General features: G+C 70.5%; 14 protein-coding genes. 5 read left to right on the forward strand and 9 right to left on the reverse strand.

Annotated elements, in window-relative coordinates; translation table 11 throughout:
• The 9 genes from DZA62_RS33865 to DZA62_RS33905 all read right to left on the reverse strand — a co-directional run.
• Positions 1-450: alpha-L-fucosidase (locus DZA62_RS33865; protein ID WP_198664496.1), on the reverse strand; the 450-nt coding region annotated here is incomplete at its 3' end.
• A 50-nt stretch (positions 451-500) separates the two neighbouring features.
• Positions 501-2,897 (reverse strand): glycosyl hydrolase family 28-related protein, encoded by a 2,397-nt coding sequence (locus DZA62_RS33870; RefSeq protein WP_116953396.1) that lies wholly within the window; start codon positions 2,895-2,897, stop codon positions 501-503.
• 37 nt (positions 2,898-2,934) lie between these two features.
• Positions 2,935-5,493 carry a hypothetical protein gene (locus DZA62_RS33875; protein ID WP_116953397.1) on the reverse strand — a complete coding sequence of 853 codons (2,559 nt, stop codon included), beginning with the start codon at positions 5,491-5,493 and terminating at the stop codon, positions 2,935-2,937.
• 28 nt (positions 5,494-5,521) lie between these two features.
• A complete protein-coding gene (locus DZA62_RS33880) occupies positions 5,522-6,778 on the reverse strand; it encodes a sialidase family protein (protein WP_116953398.1) in 1,257 nt (418 codons plus the stop codon).
• Positions 6,775-7,530, reverse strand: a complete 756-nt coding sequence (locus DZA62_RS33885) for an HpcH/HpaI aldolase family protein (protein ID WP_116953399.1) — start codon at positions 7,528-7,530, stop codon at positions 6,775-6,777. Before DZA62_RS33885 ends, DZA62_RS33880 begins: the two co-directional genes overlap by 4 nt.
• Positions 7,523-8,740, reverse strand: a complete 1,218-nt coding sequence (locus DZA62_RS33890; protein WP_116953400.1) for a hypothetical protein — start codon at positions 8,738-8,740, stop codon at positions 7,523-7,525. Before DZA62_RS33890 ends, DZA62_RS33885 begins: the two co-directional genes overlap by 8 nt.
• Positions 8,740-10,224 (reverse strand): ABC transporter substrate-binding protein, encoded by a 1,485-nt coding sequence (locus tag DZA62_RS33895; RefSeq protein ID WP_116953401.1) that lies wholly within the window; start codon positions 10,222-10,224, stop codon positions 8,740-8,742. The genes DZA62_RS33890 and DZA62_RS33895 overlap by 1 nt, the downstream gene beginning before the upstream one ends.
• Before the next feature lie 34 nt (positions 10,225-10,258).
• Positions 10,259-11,197, reverse strand: a complete 939-nt coding sequence (locus tag DZA62_RS33900; protein WP_116953402.1) for a carbohydrate ABC transporter permease — start codon at positions 11,195-11,197, stop codon at positions 10,259-10,261.
• Positions 11,184-12,116: an ABC transporter permease gene (locus tag DZA62_RS33905; RefSeq protein WP_198664497.1), complete on the reverse strand. Its 933-nt coding sequence runs from the start codon at positions 12,114-12,116 to the stop codon at positions 11,184-11,186. The genes DZA62_RS33900 and DZA62_RS33905 overlap by 14 nt, the downstream gene beginning before the upstream one ends.
• A gap of 132 nt (positions 12,117-12,248) precedes the next feature.
• Here DZA62_RS33905 and DZA62_RS33910 point away from each other — a divergent pair, with 132 nt between their 5' ends.
• The 5 genes from DZA62_RS33910 to DZA62_RS33930 are packed head-to-tail and all read left to right on the forward strand — an operon-like array spanning position 12,249 to position 18,841.
• A complete protein-coding gene (locus tag DZA62_RS33910; RefSeq protein ID WP_116953403.1) occupies positions 12,249-13,856 on the forward strand; it encodes an alpha/beta fold hydrolase in 1,608 nt (535 codons plus the stop codon).
• A gap of 2 nt (positions 13,857-13,858) precedes the next feature.
• Entirely contained in the window at positions 13,859-15,835 is a 1,977-nt protein-coding gene (locus tag DZA62_RS33915) for a hypothetical protein (RefSeq protein WP_116953404.1), read from the forward strand.
• The gene (locus DZA62_RS33920; RefSeq protein ID WP_116953405.1) at positions 15,832-16,599 is read left to right on the forward strand and encodes an RraA family protein; all 768 of its coding nucleotides are present in this window, start codon (positions 15,832-15,834) and stop codon (positions 16,597-16,599) included. The genes DZA62_RS33915 and DZA62_RS33920 overlap by 4 nt, the downstream gene beginning before the upstream one ends.
• Positions 16,596-17,591: an aldo/keto reductase gene (locus DZA62_RS33925; protein ID WP_116953406.1), complete on the forward strand. Its 996-nt coding sequence runs from the start codon at positions 16,596-16,598 to the stop codon at positions 17,589-17,591. Before DZA62_RS33920 ends, DZA62_RS33925 begins: the two co-directional genes overlap by 4 nt.
• Entirely contained in the window at positions 17,588-18,841 is a 1,254-nt protein-coding gene (locus tag DZA62_RS33930) for an amylo-alpha-1,6-glucosidase (RefSeq protein WP_116953407.1), read from the forward strand. The genes DZA62_RS33925 and DZA62_RS33930 overlap by 4 nt, the downstream gene beginning before the upstream one ends.
• The last annotated feature ends 306 nt before the right edge of the window (positions 18,842-19,147 follow it).

Genomic DNA, 19,147 nt, shown 5'->3' on the forward strand with positions numbered 1-19,147 from the left:
CTCGACGCCGTCGCGTTCGAAGTCCGGGTGCAGGGCGTCTAGCGGGAAGTCGGGCTGCTGCCAGTCCAGCAGCGAGTGGTAGAACCCGACGCCCAGGCCCTCGCGGCGGAACGCGTCGGTGATGGGCCCGACGAGGTCCTTGCCCCACGGCGTCGAGCGCACCGAGTAGTCGGTGAGCTCGGAGTCCCACAGGCAGAAGCCGTCGTGGTGCTTGGTGGTGAGCACCAGGTACCGCATCCCGGCGTCGTGCGCGGCGCGGGCCCAGAGTGTCGGGTCGAACAGGTCGGGGTCGAAGCGGTCGAGGTAGGGCTGGTACTCCTCGCGGCTGAGCCGTTCGCGGTTGCGCACCCACTCGTGCCGAGCGGGCAGGGCGTAGACACCCCAGTGGATGAACATCCCGAAGCGCTGCCGGCGGAACTCGTCGAGGCGGGCCGGGTCGGCTGCGGTCATGACCTTCTCCTTCAGTTAGGGGTGGTGGTGGCGCCGAGACGACCTGCTGGTCACAGGAGGACCGTGCCGGACCCCGCGTCCGCGAGGCCGGTAGCGGGACCCTGGTAGTACGTGGTGTCGAACCCGGCGCCGATCACGGTGCTGGTCGAGGAGCCCACGCCGAGGTTGAGCGCTGACAGGTTGTATCGCCCCCATGGTGCTGCCGCGGCGGCCGTGGTCGTGAACAGTTTGGCTGCCTCGGGGCTGTTGGTGACGGTGTTGCGGACCAAGGCGTTGGACCGCACGATCGGACCTGCCGGAGTGGTCGAGGCACCGGCGGTGTTGGTGTAGCTGTAGAAGACCCGGCCGGTGTTGATGTCGTTGTCGCTCACCTCGTTGTAGAACTGGATCTTGTAGTCGAACGACGGAGCGGTGCCGCGCAGGGCTGCCGCTCCGCCGACGCCTTGGTCGAGGCCGGTCGATCCGCTGGGAAACGCCCCGTCCCCGTCGAAGGTGTTCTCGGCGCAGACCGAGTAGTAGGACGGGCCGTAGTTGCCCAGATATTTCGGGCAGGTGGTCACGGTGTTGTGCACGTAGAGCTGCCGCACGTGCGCGATCACGACCGTGATGATCGAGGTGGAGTCGGGGACGACCGACCACGGCTCGGCGACGGTGACGGTGTCGGTGGTGTGTGACTGGACGCGCCGTACCTGACCCTCGCCGGTCCCCGAGAGGACGAACACGTGGGCACCGATGACGTCGAAGGAACCGGCGGTGTCGAAGGTGCCGGTAGGAACCGTGACGGTTGTCGGGGTTGCGCCGGTGACGTGGAGTTGGACGCGTTCACCGGGCTTGGTGGTGAAGGTGTCGCCCACGAAGGCCTCGCCGTTGTTGCCGTGGGGTTCACCGGCACCATCGAGGGTGTTGTGGGCGACGATCACGTCCTCCAGCCCACACGCTTCGTCCGGGCCGTAGGAGAAGGCGGCCAGCTTCGAACCGCCGGCACCGACTCCGCGCGCGTAGTAGAACGTCGCCGACGAACGCTGGAAATCGTTGCGGCGCACCGCGATCCGCCGGCTCCCGGCGATCTTGATCGCGGTGTTGTCTGCGTCGGGTTGCGGGTGGTTGGGCTCGCCGTTGACCCGTGGGAAGCACGCGCGGAGAGCGCAGTCGGCGATCTCGACGTCGAGTACCGCGCCCAGCACCACGCCGTTGTTGCTGTCGATCTCGCACTCGAGTACTCGCAGGTTCCGGCAGCCGTAGGCGAAGATGCCGTTGGCGCCGGTCCGTAGCCACACGTCGGCGGGGTAGTCGTTGCAGACGACGGTCGTCCGCTGGATGGTGACGTTGTGCCGTCGGTTGACACCGATCCCGACGGCGCGCCTGTCGTTGGCGTCGATGCTCAGGTCGCGGATGACGACCGCGCCATTGGCGGCGTCCAGATAGAACAGGGACTTCTGGTCCGTGGGGCCGACGCCGTAGACGTCATCGGGCGTCTCGAGGGGAAAGTCGGCACCGAAGGCCGAAGCGTCGCTCATCCGGACCGTCGTACTGCCCTGCCCGTCCCCGACGAGGTGGATCGGGTTGGAGGTCGCCGGGAACGTCATGCGGCCGGAGACCGCGTAGTGGCCGGCCGGGATCGAGACGACCGCACCGCCCGCGGTCGTGGCGGCTGCGTCGAGGGCCGCCTGGATCGCGGCGGTGGAATCGGCGGTGCCGGTGGGATCGGCGCCGTGATCGATGACCACGTCGATCGACCCCGTCGGTGCCGCGGCAGGAGCGGTGACCTGGACGGTGAGTCTCTCGGAGTAGCCGTGATGACCGCCGTGGCCGTTGGAGACCAGGAGGTCGTAGCTGCCGGGCGCCACTGACGCCGGTACGGTGAGGGTGAGCTCGAATCGCGACACGACCGTCACCGCGCAGGCGTGCAGCGTGCCGGATGAGTCGCGCAGGTAGGCCGCCGGGGTGCCGCCGCCCAGATGCAGGTTGAGCCCGATCACGTCGATCGCCTGCCCGGGCTCCGGCGCCGGCCGGGTGTGGAACCACGGCTCGGCCGCGTTGAGCAGGAGTGGCGACGACCACGTGGTCACGTCCGCCGAGGACACGTAGGCGGCGGTCACGGTCCTGGTGCCGCTTGGCGGGATCGCCGCCATGCTCGTCGCGGTCACCCCGGCCGGTGTCAGAGCAACGGCGCCGGCCGGCGGCACCGCGGGCAGGGCCGGCACGCCGCCGCTCGGCGGCGTGGTGTCGTCCGGAACGTGCCAGAGACGAAGTGCGCAGGTGGCGGTGAACCCTGCGCCGCTGAGTTGGACCGCGGTCGCCGGCACGAGGTTGCGCAGCTGCTCCGGATACAGCGCCGGCGCGGTGGCGTCGGCACGCGCGGGGAGGGCCGGAATCCCCGCGACGGCGAGCGCCGAGGTGGCTCCCATGGTCTTGAGGACGGTGCGACGCGAGATCTGCCTGGTCATGGTGTGGTCTCCGTTGCTGTGGCGGCCGTGGGCTCGATCAGTACGGCTCCTCGAAGGGCGGCGCCGTGGCGATCAGGTCCCTGGTGTCCTCCTGACGCAGGATGCGGTTCGGGACCCGGTCCATGCGGTTGAAGCGCACGAGGTTGTTCTTGCCGCCACGGGCCAGCACGCCGTTGTCGTCCTGGAAGACGTAGTTGGCCTCGACGACGGTGGAGTCGCAGCGCCGCAGGTTGATGGAGGCCTCGAGGTTCGGGTCGGCCTCCGCAGGCCGGGAGAACCAGATGTTGTAGTACTGGTTGGTCTGGCAGGCGGACCCGCGGGACCAGACCTGGTTGCGCCGGACGGTGTTGGCGAACATGCCGCCTGGGACGTCCTCCTGGCCGGCGGTGTTGCCGCCGTAGAGATTGATGGCGTCGGAGCCGGTGAGCATGTTGGTGTAGATGAGGTTGTAGGCGCCCGTGCTGCGCCGCGCCTTGCCCTGCACGGTGAACCCGGACCAGATGCTCAGGCCGCCGGCGCTGCGGATCTCGTTGCCGGTGATGATGTTCTCGAATCCGCTGCCGTAGAACGGCTGCATGAAGCCGCGGCCGTTGCTGTAGACGTTGTTGACCCAGAGGTTGTTGACCGCGGGGTGGGTGATGATGTCGATCTTGGTGGTCGCGTCGGGGACGGTGCGCCAGGGCTGCTCCAGCGTGAGCGTTCCCTGGCCGTCGTTGTCGGCGATGCGGCGCAGCTGCCCGAATCCGCGGCCCTCGGCGATCCAGGCGTAGAGCTCGCTCGAGGTCGCCCTGGCGGCTCCTGCGGGGAGCGTCGAGCTGGTGGTCACCGTCGTGGCCGCGGCGCCCGACACGGTCACCTCCTCCAGCGCGTAACCGGATTCGGCCATGAGGACCTCGGAGGCGTTGCCGCGACCACCGATCTCGTGGATGCGGTTGCCGCCGAAGTAGACCCGAGAGGTGTTCATCTGGCAGATCAAGCCGCGCCCGCCGGAGTAGAGCTCGTTGTCCTCGAACACGGAGTCCGACCAGCCCATGATCATGCCGATGTTGGAATCCTGGCGCTGGTGGGAGGAGAGTGAGTTGCGGACGATCATCGCGTGCCGGTGGGCGTGGCGGCCGGCGTACATCGCCAGGGGTTCGTGGGCGTCGATCACGCAGTCGGAGATCACGAGGCGGGCGGTCGGGCTCACGACGTGGATGCCCGCGTTGGTCGGCGTGAAGGCGCTGCGCAGCGCGTACCTGGTCGCCCGTATGGTGAGGTCGACCCGCTTGACGAACACGTCCTCCTGGATCTTCTCGGGATCGGAGTTGCCGATCAGCACGGCGGTGAAGTCCCGCGATCCGGCCTGAATCGAGAGGTCCGACAGGCCCGAACTACCCTCGAGCCACACGAGCGGCTGGTGCGGAGCCCAGTACGGGGTGTAGTCGCCGGTGAAGCCCGTGACGAACGATGGAGACGGAAAGAGGTCGGAGACCGCGAAGGTCCCGGCGAAAGCGGATCCCAAGGGAGTGGTGAGCCGGGTGGCGCCGCGCCCGCTGCCCTCCAGGACGACGCCGTCGGGCACCCGCAGCGTCGTGCCGATCGCGATCGGGCCGGCAGGGAGCCGGACGATTCCGCCGCCACGGCGGCGCCCCACCGCGTCGAGCCGGTCCTGGATGCGCCGCGAGTTGTCGTTGTACCGGGCGTCGTCGGGAATGCTGACGACGTCGACGCGGACGGACCCGGATGCGGTTCCGGGCTGGTCGGTCAGGTCATGACGGGCGAGCCGGTTGACGAGGGTGCGGGCGGCGCGTACGCGGACCGGCACGGAGTTGCTCCAGCCGTTCTCGAGTCCGTAGCGGGTGTGGACGGAGAGCTCGTACTCGCCGTCGGGGATGTCCGCGGGGATGCGGATCTGGGCGACGTGCGGCTTGTAGTTGGGCCGGGCCTGTCCCTCGCCGTCGTAGAGCTGGGCCCAGTGGACGGTGTCGCCGTCGGCCTCGCGCAGGGCGATCGGGTAGTCGTAGTTGGCGCCCGTGACGCCGTACGTCGCAAGGAAGTTGCGGCCGAAGAGCCGAATGGTCTCGCCAGGGACCAGTACGTCGGTCTCGGCGAAGAAGATCGCCGGCTTGTTCATGACGTAGGGCCGGGACCAGTGCTCGCCGGTCTTGACCCAGACAGCCGTGGGGAACACGGCGACGTCGGCGGCCGGGTTGGGGTAACCGACCTGACCGGCGACGAGGACCTGCTCGCGGGCCGCGCTCACCAGCGTGGCCTTGACCGCCCCGCTCGGCGGGCTGTCGGGCAGCGTCGCCTGGCCGCCGAAGCTCGCCTTCGCGTCGTCCAGGGAATCCTTGGCGAGCTTCAGTAGCCAGACCTCGGACTGGGCGGTGAAGCCGTCGCCGACGATCACCATCGACGAGCCGTCGTCGACGGCTTCCGTCACGTAGGAGATCGCGACGGGGGCGTCGGCCGGGTTCACCGGGTCGACCGCCCGGAGGTTCTGGGGTGCCTGGCGCGGCGGTGCGGCGAACGCGCGGCCGCCGAGGGTGGCGACCGCCACCGTGGCGCCGGTGGCCTGGAGGAGAGTGCGCCGCTTGACGTCGATGTCGGGCATGGGCGTGCCTTTCTGGACGGGGACTCGGTCAGGCGTTGCCGTGCGGGGTCGATTCGCGGTGCAGCCGCGCGTCGCGTGCGGCGGGGTCGGGCTGGGAGATGACGCTCCGTTCCACCCGGTCGGGACGCGCCCGGGTGATCGCGTCCTCGGTGAAGCGGGCCAGCAGCACCTGTCCGTCCGTGCGGCGGTTGTGGTCGTAGGACACACAGATCCGCCCGTCGGGCAGTTGGGCGATGTCGGGGTAGGACACCTTGGAGCGGCCGTCGAGGAGCAGGCCGCTCGTCCAGGTGGCGCCGTCGTCGTGCGACAGGTAGGCGGTGAGCTCGCTCCGGCCGTGACCGGGAGCGGGCCGGTGCAGCTCGGAGCCGTTCTTCACCAGCAGGAGGGCGCCGCTGCGCAGTCGTTCCAGCGCGTGGCGTGAGCTCGGCTGGCGGATGCCGGGCGATGGGCGCGGCGGTTCCCACAGGGTGGCTGTCGGGTCGCCGATGGTCTCAGCCAGCCCGCCGGCGGCGATCCGTGCCGTCAGCCAGAGAGCGCTGTCGGTGCGCTGAACCAGTCGCGGTTCGTCGAACTCGGGCGGCTCGAACCGGATGGTGGCGGTGTGCTCCCAGGAGCGCCCCTCGTCGCGGCTGCGCCGCACCCAGGCGCCGCGGTGTTCGTCGAGGTCGCCGAAGCGGTCGCGGAAGGGGTTGACGGCCCACGGCGCGGTCGCTTCCGGCTGGCCTGCCTCGATCCGCGTGCGATCCCAGAGAGAACCGGCGGCGACCCAGGAGCCGTCGGCGAGCACGATGGGCTTGTTCAGCAGTGCTCCGTCGCCGATCCGTCGCGGAGTGCTCCAGACGAGCGTGTCGGCGTCGGCATCCGGGGAGGTCAGGGCCCAGGTGCCGGCCCGGCCGTCGAAGTAGGTCACGGACTGGTCGACGAAGAGCCAGAGCCGGTTCCGGGGGTCGACCCACACGGCCGCGACGAGGCTGCGGCGACGGAGCGGATCGCCGGCGTTCCCGGCGTTGACCAGGGTGACCGGATCGGACCAGGTACACCCGCCGTCGTCGCTGCGGCGAAGGACCACGAACCCGAGGTGGTTGTCGCCCCCGGCGATCGACGCCGACCACAACCGACCTCCGGCCGTCGCGTCGATGCCGAGGGTCATGCCGTAGTCGAAGCGCGCCGGAAAGCGGGTGAGCTCTGCACCGGCGACGATCGACGGGCTGCGTAGTGCTGACGCGAGGGCGGCGTCCAGCTCGGCGGGCGTGGGTGTGGGCGTGGGTGCGGGTGAGTCGGTCATCGATCGGCCTCCAGGAAGGCGTCGCGGGCGTCGGCGGCGGCGCGGTGCAGCAGGGCGGACTCGCTGGACCAGCTGAGCCAGGTGCACCCGAGCGCGAGCGCCCGGCTCGCGAGTGCCGCGTTCGAGGTGATGACGCCGGTGGTCAGCTGGTGCGAGCGCGCGGCCACCCCGATGGCACGCAGCGCCTCGTCCAGTACCGGATGGCCGAAGTGTCCCGGGGCGCCTGCGTCGGTCAGCAGGTCGTTGGGCCCGAGCACGAGCCCGTCCAGCCCGGGCACCGAGGCGATCGCGTCGAGCCGGTCCAGCGCGGCGACGGTCTCGATCTGCGCAAGTGCGCGGACGCGGGCGTTGGCGCGCCCGAGGTACTCGGCGACGTCGACCCGCTGGAAGTCCGTGTGCGCTCGGAACGTGCTGACCCCGCGGCGACCGAGGGGCGGGTACTTGGTGGCTTCGACGAGACGCTCGCAGTCGGAGCGCGTGGAGATCATCGGGGCGACGATCCCGGTCGCGCCGGCGTCGAGGTAGCGCCCCACGCGCGCACGCTCGGACAGAGGGACACGGACGTAGATGTCGAGAGCATCGTGGGCCGCGGCGATCAGGGCCGTCACCTGACCGTCGTCGAACGCCCCGTGCTCGCCGTCGACCACGGCGAAACCCAGTCCGGCCGAGGCGAGCAGCCGCGGTATCGCAGGCCCGGCGAACTCGCAGATCATGGTGCCGAGGCGCAGCGGAGGCGGGGACCGGTCAGGCATGGCCGGCCTCCGGCGCCCGGTCGCCGGTCGGAGCGGCGGCAGGGACCGCGCCGGGGTCGGCGAGGCGAGCGAGCCCGAGGATGGCGTGATCGTGCGCCGGGTCGTGCTGGACGGGCACCCCTGTCAGCCGTTGCAGCGTCTGCCGAAAGGCCGGTCGCCGGCGTGCGGCGCCTCCGGTGACGACCAGCCGGGCGGCGTCCCGGCCGGTGTTGAGCAGATCGACCGCGGCGGCGAAACGGCGCGCCGAGCGCTCGCCGGAGTCGGCGCCGACCGTCCGTCCCGGCGGCAGTCCGGAGACGACTCGCAGGTAGAGGCCGTCCAGGTGCGGGCGAAGCTCGGCGCGCGCGGGCGGTATCGGTTCACGGGCGGGACGGCTCACGAGCCCGGCGGTCCCAGCCGCGACGACGATGCCGGTCGGGTCCGTGACGCCGGCCCCGGCCACCGCGGCCTGGTTGTCGCCCAGGTCGGGATGGAGGGTGACTCCCGTCCGGCGGCAGGAACCGATGGGCATGAGGTCGTGGACGACCCGCGGGAAGGCGAGCCCCGACAGCCCGGCGTACCCGATCAGATCCTCGCTCCAGCGCGCGGCGACGAGGTCGTACAACCCGGTGGCCGCCGCGCACGTGACGTGGGTGACGTGTTCGCCCGACAACTGGTCGAGGACGAGGCTGCCGAGGGTGTGGAACCGGCCGCGCGGTGGCCGGCCGGCGGCTCGGGTGAGCGCGTAGGCGTTCGCCAGCGGTGAGTCCGGCCGCAACCGGGTTCCGGTGCGGGCCATCGTCGCCGGCGGGATGCGGACGACCAGGTCGTCGAACGGTGTGGTGCCGCGAACGGGGCGCGAGGCGTGGCCGGCCTGCCAGGTGAGGTAGCGCAGTGGCAGGTCGCCGTCCTCGATCGCGAAACCGCGCATGTGCGTGCTGAGGCGCAGCGCCCCGATCGGCTCGGGCGCCTCGGTCTCGCGCGCGATGAGTGCCGACACGGTGTGCCGCACGGCGGCGGCGCTCCAGGTCGCCTCGTCGTCCGCCCGGCTCTCGACGAGTCCTGAGGCCGGCAGCGGGTGCCGCGGTTCGATCACTCCGCCGGCCGCCACCGCGGACTTGATCCAGGTCGTCCCGAGGTCGACCAGCAGGGTGCGGGCCGACGAGACCGGTCCGGCTGTGCGGGGATCCGGCCGTCCGGTTGGGCCCGGTGGCCGGTGCTGGTCGGCCATCACCCCTTGAACTCGTCGAGCTGCTCCTGCGCCTCCTGCAGGATCCGGGGCAGGCCGGCCCGCTCGACGGCCGAGCGCAGGTTGGACAGCGCCTCATCCGCGTCGAGTTGTCCGGTGAGCGCCAGCGGGCCGTGCTCGTCGATGGCCGCGGTGACCGCGGCCACCTCGGTGCGGATGCGGTCGGTGGTGAGCGAGAATCCGATGGCCTTGGACGGGACGGCGGAATCGTTGAGCTCACGCTCGCGGTCCCAGCGCCTCGCCTCGGCGTCGGCCGGATTGCGGTATGGCGCGTTGAACTGGTTGCCGAACACCCAGTCGGTGTTGGGGTCGTAGCCCGCCTGCTGGGGTCCGGCCTCGACCAGGTCCTCGTGGTCGGCGCTCGTGACGTAGTGGGTGCCCTCGATGCCGAAGCAGACCGTGCGGTACACCTCCAGGTCGGTGTTCAGGGCCTCGAGGAACGACAGCACCGCCGCCGGGTCGGGGGTGTCGACATTGATGCCGGTGAGCGTGGCGAGGACGCCGTCGGTGTTCAGCAAGGGGGTGCGGACGAACGTGTTGCCGATGGTCGGGAAGTCGGTGTACTGCGGATTCGTCGGGAGGTACTGCGCATCGGCGAACGCGGTCTGGCCGGCGTTCCAGCGGGTCTGCATGTCGTTCGCCGACGGCGGTGTGGGCTCCACGAGGCCGAGCTCGCTCCAGCGCCGCATGGTGCGGACCGCGTCCTCGAACTCGGGGGTGTCGAACCATGAGAACGCCGTGAGTGAGGCGTCGTCGTGGCGGACCGCCAGGCTCAGCGTGGTGGCGATGGGATCGAAACCGTGGATCTCCGGCTGGAACAGCTTGCCGTGGGCCTGGTTGGAGGTCGACCACGGCAGCAGCTGCCCGGCCTGCTTCACCCGGGCCAGGAAGGGCTCGAGCTCGGCGAAGGACGTGATGGTCGCGGGATCCATCCCCAGTTGGTCGACGACCTCCTGCTTGGCCTGGAAGCCCCACATCTTGGGGAAGCGCTGCTGGTTGATGACGCCGTAGATCCGGCCGTCGACCCGAGCGGCGTCCCAGACGTCCGACGACATGCTGGCCAGCAGCTCGGGTGCGTGCTCGGCCAGCAGGTCGTCGAGTTCGAGCAGGTTGCCGTCGGAGGCGTTGGTGGCGTACGAGTTCGACCACGGCGCCGTGAAGTAGAGATCGCCCGGGTCACCCGAGGCGACGCGCAGGCCCATCGCCTGGTTGTAGTCCTGGAGTGGGTCGAGCGTCACCGTGAACGACGCGCCCCGCTCGGCGAGCAGGTCGTTGAGCGCGTCCTGCACCTTCCCGGCATCGGGCAGCTCCTTGGTGGCCATGAAGGTGTAGGTGAGGTCGGCCGAGCCGCCGCTGCGGCCGCTGTCGCCGTTCCTCGAGCAACCGGTGAGGAAACCCGCCCCGACGAGGCCCGCGGCGATGCCGCCGCCGGAGACCAGGAGGGAGCGCCTGCTGATGGTGTTCATGACTGCGGTGTCCTTTCGGTCCTTCGGCGGGCGGTCAGTCCTTGACGCCGCCGAGAGTGATGCCCTTGACGAGGAACTTCTGCAGGAAGAAGAAGGCGATGACGATCGGGCCGATCGCGAGCACCGCGATCGCCGCCCGGGCCGACTGCACCGGGATGACGTCGAAGCTGCCGGCCAGCTGTGGGTTGGTCAGCGCGAAGTCGATGTTGGAGTTGATCCGGTAGAGCAGGAGCTGAACGGGGGTCAGCGCTCGGTCCTGGATGTAGAGCAGGCCCAGCCACCAGTCGTTCCAGTACTGGAGCATGACGAACAGGCCGACGGCCGCGAGCGCCGGCTTGGACAGCGGGAGCACGACAGAGCGAAAGACCCGCAGCTCACCGGCGCCGTCGATCCGGGCGGCGTCGAAGAGCTCGCTCGGCAGACCCATGAAGTAGGTGCGCAGGAGGAGCACGTACCACGGTGCGACCAGGTACGGGAGGATCAGCACCCAGAGCGTGTCCTGGAGCCCGTAGTAACGGGTGATCATGATGTACAGCGGGACCAGCCCGCCGTTGAAGATCATGGCGAACAGCACGGCGAGCGTGATCGGCCGCCGAAGGCGGAAGTCCGGTCGTGACAGTGCGAACGCCATGAGCGCCATGACGAGCAGCGATGCCGCTGTGCCGCAGGCGGTCACGACGATGGACACGGCGTAGCTGCGCAGGAGCTGATCGGCGTTGTCGAGCACGAAGCGGTAAGCGTCGACCGTGAACCCTCGCGGCCAGAGCCCGTAGCCGTGCTCATTGAGCTGGGTCTCGTCGGAGAACGACGCCGAGATCATGATGACGAGAGGGAGGACGAAGGCCGCGGCGACGCCGGCGGCGACGACGCGCAGTGCGTAGGGCGCGCGACCGGCGCCGCTCGGCCTGCGCCGTCCGGCCCGGTTCGGCCGGACGGGTCCAGCCGAACGCGCGGTGACCTCAGAAGAGAGCATTGTCCGGAGTCCTCCTGCGCACGTACCAGTTGGCCGAGGTGACCAGCACGAGCCCGACGACCGCCTGGTACAGCCCGGCCGCGGCCGCCATGCCGACGTCGCCGGTGGTGGTCAGCGCTCGGTACACGAACGTGTCGATGACGTCGGTGGTGGGGTAGAGCGCGGGGTTGTTCTGGGTCACCTGGAAGAAGAGCCCGAAGTCGGCGTTGAACATCTTGCTGACCGACAACAGGACGTTGATGACGATGAGCGGGAGCAGCAAGGGAAGGGTGATGCGGCGGATCTGCTGCCATCGTGAGGCGCCGTCGATGTCGGCGGCTTCGTACAGCGACGGGTTGATCGCCAGGATGCCGGCCACGTAGACGATGACCCAGAACCCGACGCCCTTCCACAGGTCGACCGACACCAGGATGGCGGGCCAGTACTCGGGTTCGGAGTACCAGTTCACCGCGGGCAGGGCGGCCGCACCGAGGATCTGGTTGACCAGGCCGCGACCGGAGTCCAGGAAGGCCGTGACGAGGTTGGCCACGACCACCCAGGACAGGACGAACGGCAGGAACATCGCCGACTGCGTGACGGTGGCCAGCAGCGGTGATCGGGCGCGCAGCTCGTGCAGGAGGAGCGCGAGGGACAGCGCCACCACCAGAGTCGCGACGATGAACAGGAGGTTCATGACGACGGTGTTGCGCGTGATCCGTGCCGCGTCACCGGCGAACAGGTAGGCGAAGTTCTCGAACCCGACGGTCCGGCTGCCGAAGATCCCGTCACGTGGGCGGAAGTCCTTGAAGGCCAGCACGATCCCGAAGAGCGGCGCGTAGTTGAACAGCACCAGCAGCGCCAGTCCGGGTGCACACAGGCCGAGGTAGAGCAGTTCCCGACGGATGGCCCGAGAGCGCCGCTGGCTGAGTCGCGGCTGCACGCGAGGCTCACTCTGCACGGCGCCATCACCTGCTTCGTTGCTGGGGAGCGGAACGGGACGCGTGGAAATTTACTTCGCCGACACTCGAATGAACATTGATTTCATGCGGCTGGTAGGATTATTCTCACGGTCGTGCTCATTGGTCAAGTACCTCAGCCCGGTCGTAGTAGCGGTGCCATCGACCGCATCCACGCCTACCTACCGAACCTGTCGCCGGCGGAGCGCCGCGTCGGCGAGGCCATCATCGCCAGCCCTGGTGACGCCATCGGGATGACGATCATGGAGTTCGCCAAGGAGTGCGGAGTCGCCCAGGCGACCCTCACGCGCTTCGCCCAGCACGTCGGCTTCGACGGCTACCCCGCGCTGCGCCTCAGCCTCGCCAACGATCGGGCGCTGACCGCGCAGATCCGGGCCGAAGGGCCGGCGGAGCGCGACATCCAGGCGGCCGCACACTTCGGGAACGACGACCACCTGCCCATGCTCGCCGCCGCGCTCCGGCACACGTCGATGGTCGAGATCTGGTCGTCCCCGGACACCGACGTCGGCGCCGAACTGCTGGCCACCGAACTGCGTGCGCTCGGTGTCCATGCCAGCTGGTCGAACAAGCCGCGGCACTGGGCGATGACCGCCGGTGCGCTGCCGCCGACCTCGATGGTCGTGCTCTTCGGGCCGACCGGTCCGCATTCCGGCGACACCGAGCGCGCGCTCGTCCTGGCGCGGGCGCGTGGTGCGTCGGTCGGGATCGTCGGCGGCGCCCTCCCCGGCGGCCGGCCCGAGGCCGGGACCTACGTCCTCACCCTCCCGCAGGGCGCCACGCCGGAGACGGCCTCGATCATCGCGGCGCACTCCATCGCCCAGGCCGTCCGGGCCGTGTCGCACATCGTCGGGGACGGGCCGGCGTCGCCGTGGACCCCGTGGCCCCACCTGCGCGACCTCTACATCCCGTTCCCGGACCACGACCCCATTCCGGCGACGCTGCTCAGCCAGCCGCCGGACTCCCCGTCGGCCAGCCTCGTCATCCTGTTCGGGGGACACCGGTCGTCGCGTGAGCAGGCCGTGCCGCCGGGCATCCCGGTGAACCGCGAGCTGCCCAGCCATGCCGCGGCACTGCTGAACGACGGGCACCATGTCCTCGTCGTCGAGAATCCAGGGCACGGTGCGCGCAAACGAGAATGGGAGAACGCCTCCGACCTCGTCGGATTCAGCCTCGACGGCCGCGGTGAGGACGTGCTCGAGATCGCCTGGACGCAGGCGCCCCACATCGTCGACGCGGTCCTCGACCTACCCGAGCGGATCGATCCCGGACGCATCGCGGTCGTCGGTCAGTCGTGGGGCGGGCTGCAGGCGATGCTCACGGCGTCGGGGGACCAGCGGCTGCGCTGCGTCGCCGCGCTCATGCCGGTCTGTTTCCCGACGACCGTGCGTGAGTACGGCAGGTACGCCGGGCGCCCGCGAGTCGAGCAGGCGAGTCTGCTGGGGGAGCGGGGCCGGCAGCTCGCGACGCGCCCGCTGCTCCTGGTCTCCGGTGAGCACGACCATGTGGCCCCGTCCCCGGAGGTCCGCCGGCTCGAGGAGGGGCTACGGCCTCAGTACGAGAGTGGCGGGCGCGGCGAGGAACTCGTGCACGTCGAGCTGGCGAACGTCGGCCACACCTTCAGCCGGGACGCCACGGAACAGATGCTCGCGTGGGTCGCCCGACACACCGGGGGCGGCGAGCCGTCCGCCACCGGTCGGCGATGACCATGACCACTCGATCGGCAGACCAGCGGACCCGGATCACCGTCACCCCCGCCGGCGGCGCCTTCCCCGCCTGGGCCGTGCTGCAGCGCAAGCTCATCGACGAACTGGACCGGGCTTGGCGGGTGTTCCGGGACCGGTGCACCGAGCCCGACGGGCGGGTCCGGTTCGACAACGCCGGCTACCTCAGCTCCCGTGACGCCGTCGACGACTTCTACGAGATCTTCTTCAACTGGCCGACGCTCGCGCTGATCACCGGGTCGGCCGACCTGCTGGAGGCGTCGAAGCGGCACTGGACGGGCACGACCCGGATGCTGGCGGAGCTCGGCCGGCTGCGCGACGAGTACGAGGTGGGCTACGACTGGTTCCACCAGGGCGAGGGCAACCTGTTCTTCTACGGCGTCTGCCTCGCGGCGCCGCAGGATGACCAGTTCGTCGAGCGGGCCCGCCGGTTCGCCGACCTCTACCTGGGTGGCCCGCCGCACAACTACGACCCCGATCTCAACATGATGCGGGCCATTCACACGGGGGCCGGCGGTCCACGGTACGGGCTGCGCGACGAGCCGGTGGCGCGCTACCCGTGGACGCGGTCGATGGATCGCTACGGCCTGCCCTTCACCTGGCTGCCCGGCATCGACAGCTACGACGCTCTGCTCGCCGACGACTCGCTCCAGCGACGCCTCGGGGAACAGATGGAGCGGCGCATGGGCCGTGGCGACGCCGTCGTGAGCCTGGCCGTGACGAGCCTGGCCATCAACGCCTACCTCATGACCGGTGACGAGACGTACCGGGACTGGATGCTGCGCTACACCGACGGCTGGGTCCGGCGCGCGGCCGAGAACGGCGGCGTCGTCCCCGACAACGTCGGCCCGGGCGGCGGGGTCGGCGAGCTCATGGACGGACGCTGGTACGGAGGGCACTACGGCTGGTCGTTCCCGCACGGCATCGAGAGCGTGGGCAGCGCGGTGCTGGTCGCCGCGATCAACTGCCACCTCGTCGCGCCGGACCGCGGTTACCTGGACTTCGCCCGCCGCCAGTTGGACTTCTGCCTCGACCATGCGGTCGTCGCCACGCCGGACCGCATCCATCCCGCCATGCGTGAGGAGTTCGTCCGTCGTCACGGCCTGGATCCGCACGCGCCGACGCTGCTCGCGCCGGCCCGCTACACCGACGGCGGCCACTTCGATCTGCAGCCTCCGCCGCTGGATCTCCTCGCCGCACTGTGGAACGTCAGCCAGGACGAGCGGGACCGCACCCGTATCCGTGACCTCAGGCGGGCGAGCAGCGCCGATCCCACCGCGTTCGCGCTGTTCCGCAACAAGGGCGAGGACGGCCACAGCGCGCCCTGGCTGGCCTTCCTGGACGGGGAGAACCCGCGCTATCCCGAGGACAGCCTGGCCGCCGCGCTGAGCATCCTGTCGCGGCGCCTCGAGCTCATCGAGTCCGACACGACCGATCCTCAGAGCATGACCGAGTGGCACTACCAGGCGCTCAACCCCGTCCTGACCGAGGTGCTCCTCCAGCTCACCTGCGGCTCCCCACAGGTGATCTACAACGGCGGCCTGTTGCAGACGCAGGTCCGCTACTTCGACGCCGCCGACCAGACGCCCGGGCTTCCCGCCGACGTGGCGGCCCTGGTCTCGCGGGTCACCGACACCGAGATCGAGCTGTCTCTGGTGAACACCTCGTTGGCTCGGTCGCGTGAGGTCACCATCGTCGGAGGCGCGCTCGGCGAGCACCGGGTCACGGCCGCTGCCTGGCACGAGGTCGACTCCTGGCCGGGCTCGATCGAGGAACAGTTCGCCCCGACCGGTCCTTCGACGGCCCACCGCACGGTGGTGGAGACGGGTGTCCTGGACGTCCGGCTGGCTCCGGGAGCCGAAGCCCGGCTGACCCTCACCGTCGACCGGAACGCCTTCACTCCGACCTACCGCCCCCTGGAGCGCCGGGCCGACGTCCGTGCGCGGAAGGAGACCTCGTGAGCACCGTGACCCCTGCGCCCGCCTGGCCACTCCCCGTGATCGGCGCCGTACCGCCTCGCCCGGACGCCGCACTGCTGCGCCGGTTCGAGCGCATCTCGGCGGCCACGGCGTGCGCGATCCTGCACAAGCTGGGGATCAGGCGCACGTGGCTCGAAGGTCCGGTGCCGCTGGCCGCCGCACCTCACACGGTAGGCGTCGCGCGGACCCTGCTGCTCATGCCGCAGCGCGAGGACATCATGAGCGGGCTCGACCAGGAGTACGTCGAGCGGCACTCCGCCCTGTGGCGGGTCTTCGACGACGTCACGCCCGGAGACCTGCTCGTGGTCCAGGCCAACGCGGCACCCCGTTCGGGCTGCGTCGGGGAGATCCTCGCCACCGCCTTCGGCAACCAGGGCGGTCTGGGCATCGTCGTCGACGGCCGCGTCCGCGACACTCCCGCGCTGCTCGAGCTCGGTCTGCCGGTGTGGTGCACGGGCGCCACACCGCACTACGCCTCACAGGACGAGCTGTTCCCCTGGGGCTTCCACGTGCCCGTCCAGGTCGGTGGCTGCCTGGTGCTGCCCGGCGACGTCATCGTCGCCGACCGCGACGGCGCCGTCGTCGTTCCGGCCGGCCTGGCCGAGGCGGTCGCCGACAGCGCCGAGGAACACGAGGACTGGGAGGCGTTCAGCCGCGAGCGGATCCGCGCCGGCGCCCGGCTCGCCGACTACTACCCGCTCAACGAGAGGACGCGGCGCGAGTACGAGAAGGAGCGCGGCCGATGACGGGTGGGTCGCGGGTGCCGGCACTCCCGCCCGTGGGTATCGGGACGGCGCCCTTCGGCCGGCTGTACACGCCCGTCTCGGCACGTACGGTAGCCGCGACGCTCGAGGCCGCTCGCGCGGCCGGGATCGGCTATCTCGACACCGCCCCCGGCTACGGCGACGGCCTGAGCGAGGAGCGCATCGGCCGTCATCTCGCGGCCTCGGGGACGCGGCCGGTCATCTCGACGAAGGTGGGCACCGTCGTCGACGCCCTGCCGCCGCTCGACCTCGGCGACCCCGACGCCGTCACCATGGAGCCCGGCCGGGTGCACCGCGGCTGGTCGGTCGCCGACGTCCGGCGCTCGGTGGCCGACTCCCTGGCCCGCCTGCGGGTCGACGCCGTCGACGTCGCCCTGCTGCACGACCCCGAGACCCACGAGGATGAGGCCGCCACCACCGCGTACGAGGCCCTGCGGCAACTCAGGGTGGAAGGCGTGATCGGCGCCATCGGCGTCGGCTGTAACCACGTCGACGTCGCCACCCGGTTCGTGGAGCGGCTGGACCTGGACTACGTGCTCATCGCGGGCCGGTACACGCTGCTCGACCACTCCGCACTCGACGACCTGCTGCCCAGGGCGCTGGACCGGGGGACCAGGATCATCGCCGCCGGGGTGTTCAACACCGGCATCCTCGCTTCCGGGCAGCCGGGCGACCGTTTCCACTACCGGCCGGCGCCGGATCACATCCGGGAGAGGGTCGGCCGGCTGGTGGAGCTGTGCGACCGGCACGGGGTCGAACTCGGCGCGGCGGCCGCCCAGTTCCCATCCGGGCACCCGGCCGTCGCCAGCACCGTGGTCGGCATGCGGTCGCCCGACGAGGTACTGGCCAACGTCGAGGCGCTGCGTCGGCCCATCCCTGCCACCTTCTGGGACGAGCTGCGCGAGCGAGCGTTGCTCCCGGCGACCGCGCCGGTCCCGCGCGTCGCACCACTGATGTCCGGAGGCCTGCCGTGACGACCGGGCGCTACCCGACGGACTACGACCTGGCGGGATTCCTCGAGACGGCGCCGGACCCACGCGCCCTGCCGGCCGGCGCCGGCGCGACGGTCGCGGACACGATCGACGACTACTACAGCACCCTCGTGCCCGGGCTGTTGCGTACCTCGCCCGACCTGGCGTTCCCCTATGTGGTCCCGGGCGCCCAGTACCACTCGGTGTGGACCTGGGACACCTACTTCACCGGCATGGCGCTGCCGGAGGAGTTCCTCGATCACGAGGTCGGATCGCTGCGCACCCTCCTCGCGCACGTCTCCGGCGACGGCCGCCCGCCGTCGCGGGTCGACCCCGATGGCACCGCCGACCACCGGCATGCCGCCCAGCCGATCCATGCGGCCTGGGCGCTGTCGGTCCTCGACCGCAGTGGCGACACAGAACTGCTCCGCGAGCTGTGGCCCACCCTGGTGCGGCTCCGTGCCTGGTGGGATCGCACGACGCTGGCTCGCCGCGGTCTGTACGCCTGGGTCCGCGACTCCGGTACAGGGATCGACAACGATCCCGCCATCTACGGCCGGTCCGGTGACACCGTCGGACTCGTCGACGTGAACTGCTTCCACGTCCGCGAGCTCACCGCGATGGCGCTGCTGAGCGACCGGCTGGCGACCGGGGACACGGGCCGGTGGCGGCGCCAGGCCGACGACCTCGGTGCAGCGATCAACACCTACATGTGGGACGAGCAGTACGGGACCTACTTCCACCTCGACCTCGCCCCGCACACGTGGCGGACGTTCCAGCAGGTCACCTGGGAGGTTCCGCTGCTGACCCAGACCTGGGCGAACCTGTTCCCGCTGTGGACCGCAGTGGCCGACCAGCGCCGGGCCGACCGCCTGATCGCCGAGCACGTGCTGGAGCCGAGACGCTTCCGCTCCCGCTACGGCCTGCGTTCCACGCCCGCCGACCAGCGCTTCTACAACAACGTGGTGATGGCGAACCCGTCGAATTGGCAGGGGCCGGTCTGGGCGTTGCCCACCGCGCTCACGGCCTACGGTCTCGCCCGCTATGGCTACCGATCCGAAGCACTCGCGCTCGCGCACGACCTGCGCGACACGTTCACCCGCGACCTCGAGACGACCGGCGCCATCCACGAGTACTACGACGCCGAGACCGGAAAGCCGCTCGCGCACCCGCATTTCGTCAGCTGGAACCTGCTGATCACCCGCCTCATCGACGATCTGGTCGCCGGCCACGACCCGACCGCGCTGTACTGAGTGATCGCACGTGGACGCCATGATCGAGCGATTTCTCTGCGGGCGTTCGCCTCGGGACCGGCTGACCCGGGTGCCGTGCGCGCGACGACGCACCTGAGGTTCAGCACCGGCTGCAAGTCACGAGGGAGGGCCGCGCACAGCGGCAGGGCCAGACGGGGGACTCGAGCCCTCACCGGCATTCCACTGGTGAAGGGTGATCCGAGAGTGTCCGAGGTGGGACTAGCCCACCTCGACTCACCCTCCGAACCGCTCTCGGGTCGACTGCCGCCCCGTGCGTCGAGGCCTCGGCCGCGCTCGGGACCGAGC

It is taken from the genome of Jiangella endophytica (assembly GCF_003427025.1).
GTDB classification, from domain to species: Bacteria; Actinomycetota; Actinomycetes; order Jiangellales; family Jiangellaceae; genus Jiangella; species Jiangella endophytica.

Coding starts and splice junctions, on each gene's coding strand:
- DZA62_RS33870 (WP_116953396.1), bottom strand. CDS start 2,897: ATGACCAGGCAGATCTCGCGTCGCACCGTCCTCAAGACCATGGGAGCC.
- DZA62_RS33875 (WP_116953397.1), bottom strand. CDS start 5,493: ATGCCCGACATCGACGTCAAGCGGCGCACTCTCCTCCAGGCCACCGGC.
- DZA62_RS33880 (WP_116953398.1), bottom strand. CDS start 6,778: ATGACCGACTCACCCGCACCCACGCCCACACCCACGCCCGCCGAGCTG.
- DZA62_RS33885 (WP_116953399.1), bottom strand. CDS start 7,530: ATGCCTGACCGGTCCCCGCCTCCGCTGCGCCTCGGCACCATGATCTGC.
- DZA62_RS33890 (WP_116953400.1), bottom strand. CDS start 8,740: ATGGCCGACCAGCACCGGCCACCGGGCCCAACCGGACGGCCGGATCCC.
- DZA62_RS33895 (WP_116953401.1), bottom strand. CDS start 10,224: ATGAACACCATCAGCAGGCGCTCCCTCCTGGTCTCCGGCGGCGGCATC.
- DZA62_RS33900 (WP_116953402.1), bottom strand. CDS start 11,197: ATGCTCTCTTCTGAGGTCACCGCGCGTTCGGCTGGACCCGTCCGGCCG.
- DZA62_RS33915 (WP_116953404.1), top strand. CDS start 13,859: ATGACCACTCGATCGGCAGACCAGCGGACCCGGATCACCGTCACCCCC.
- DZA62_RS33925 (WP_116953406.1), top strand. CDS start 16,596: ATGACGGGTGGGTCGCGGGTGCCGGCACTCCCGCCCGTGGGTATCGGG.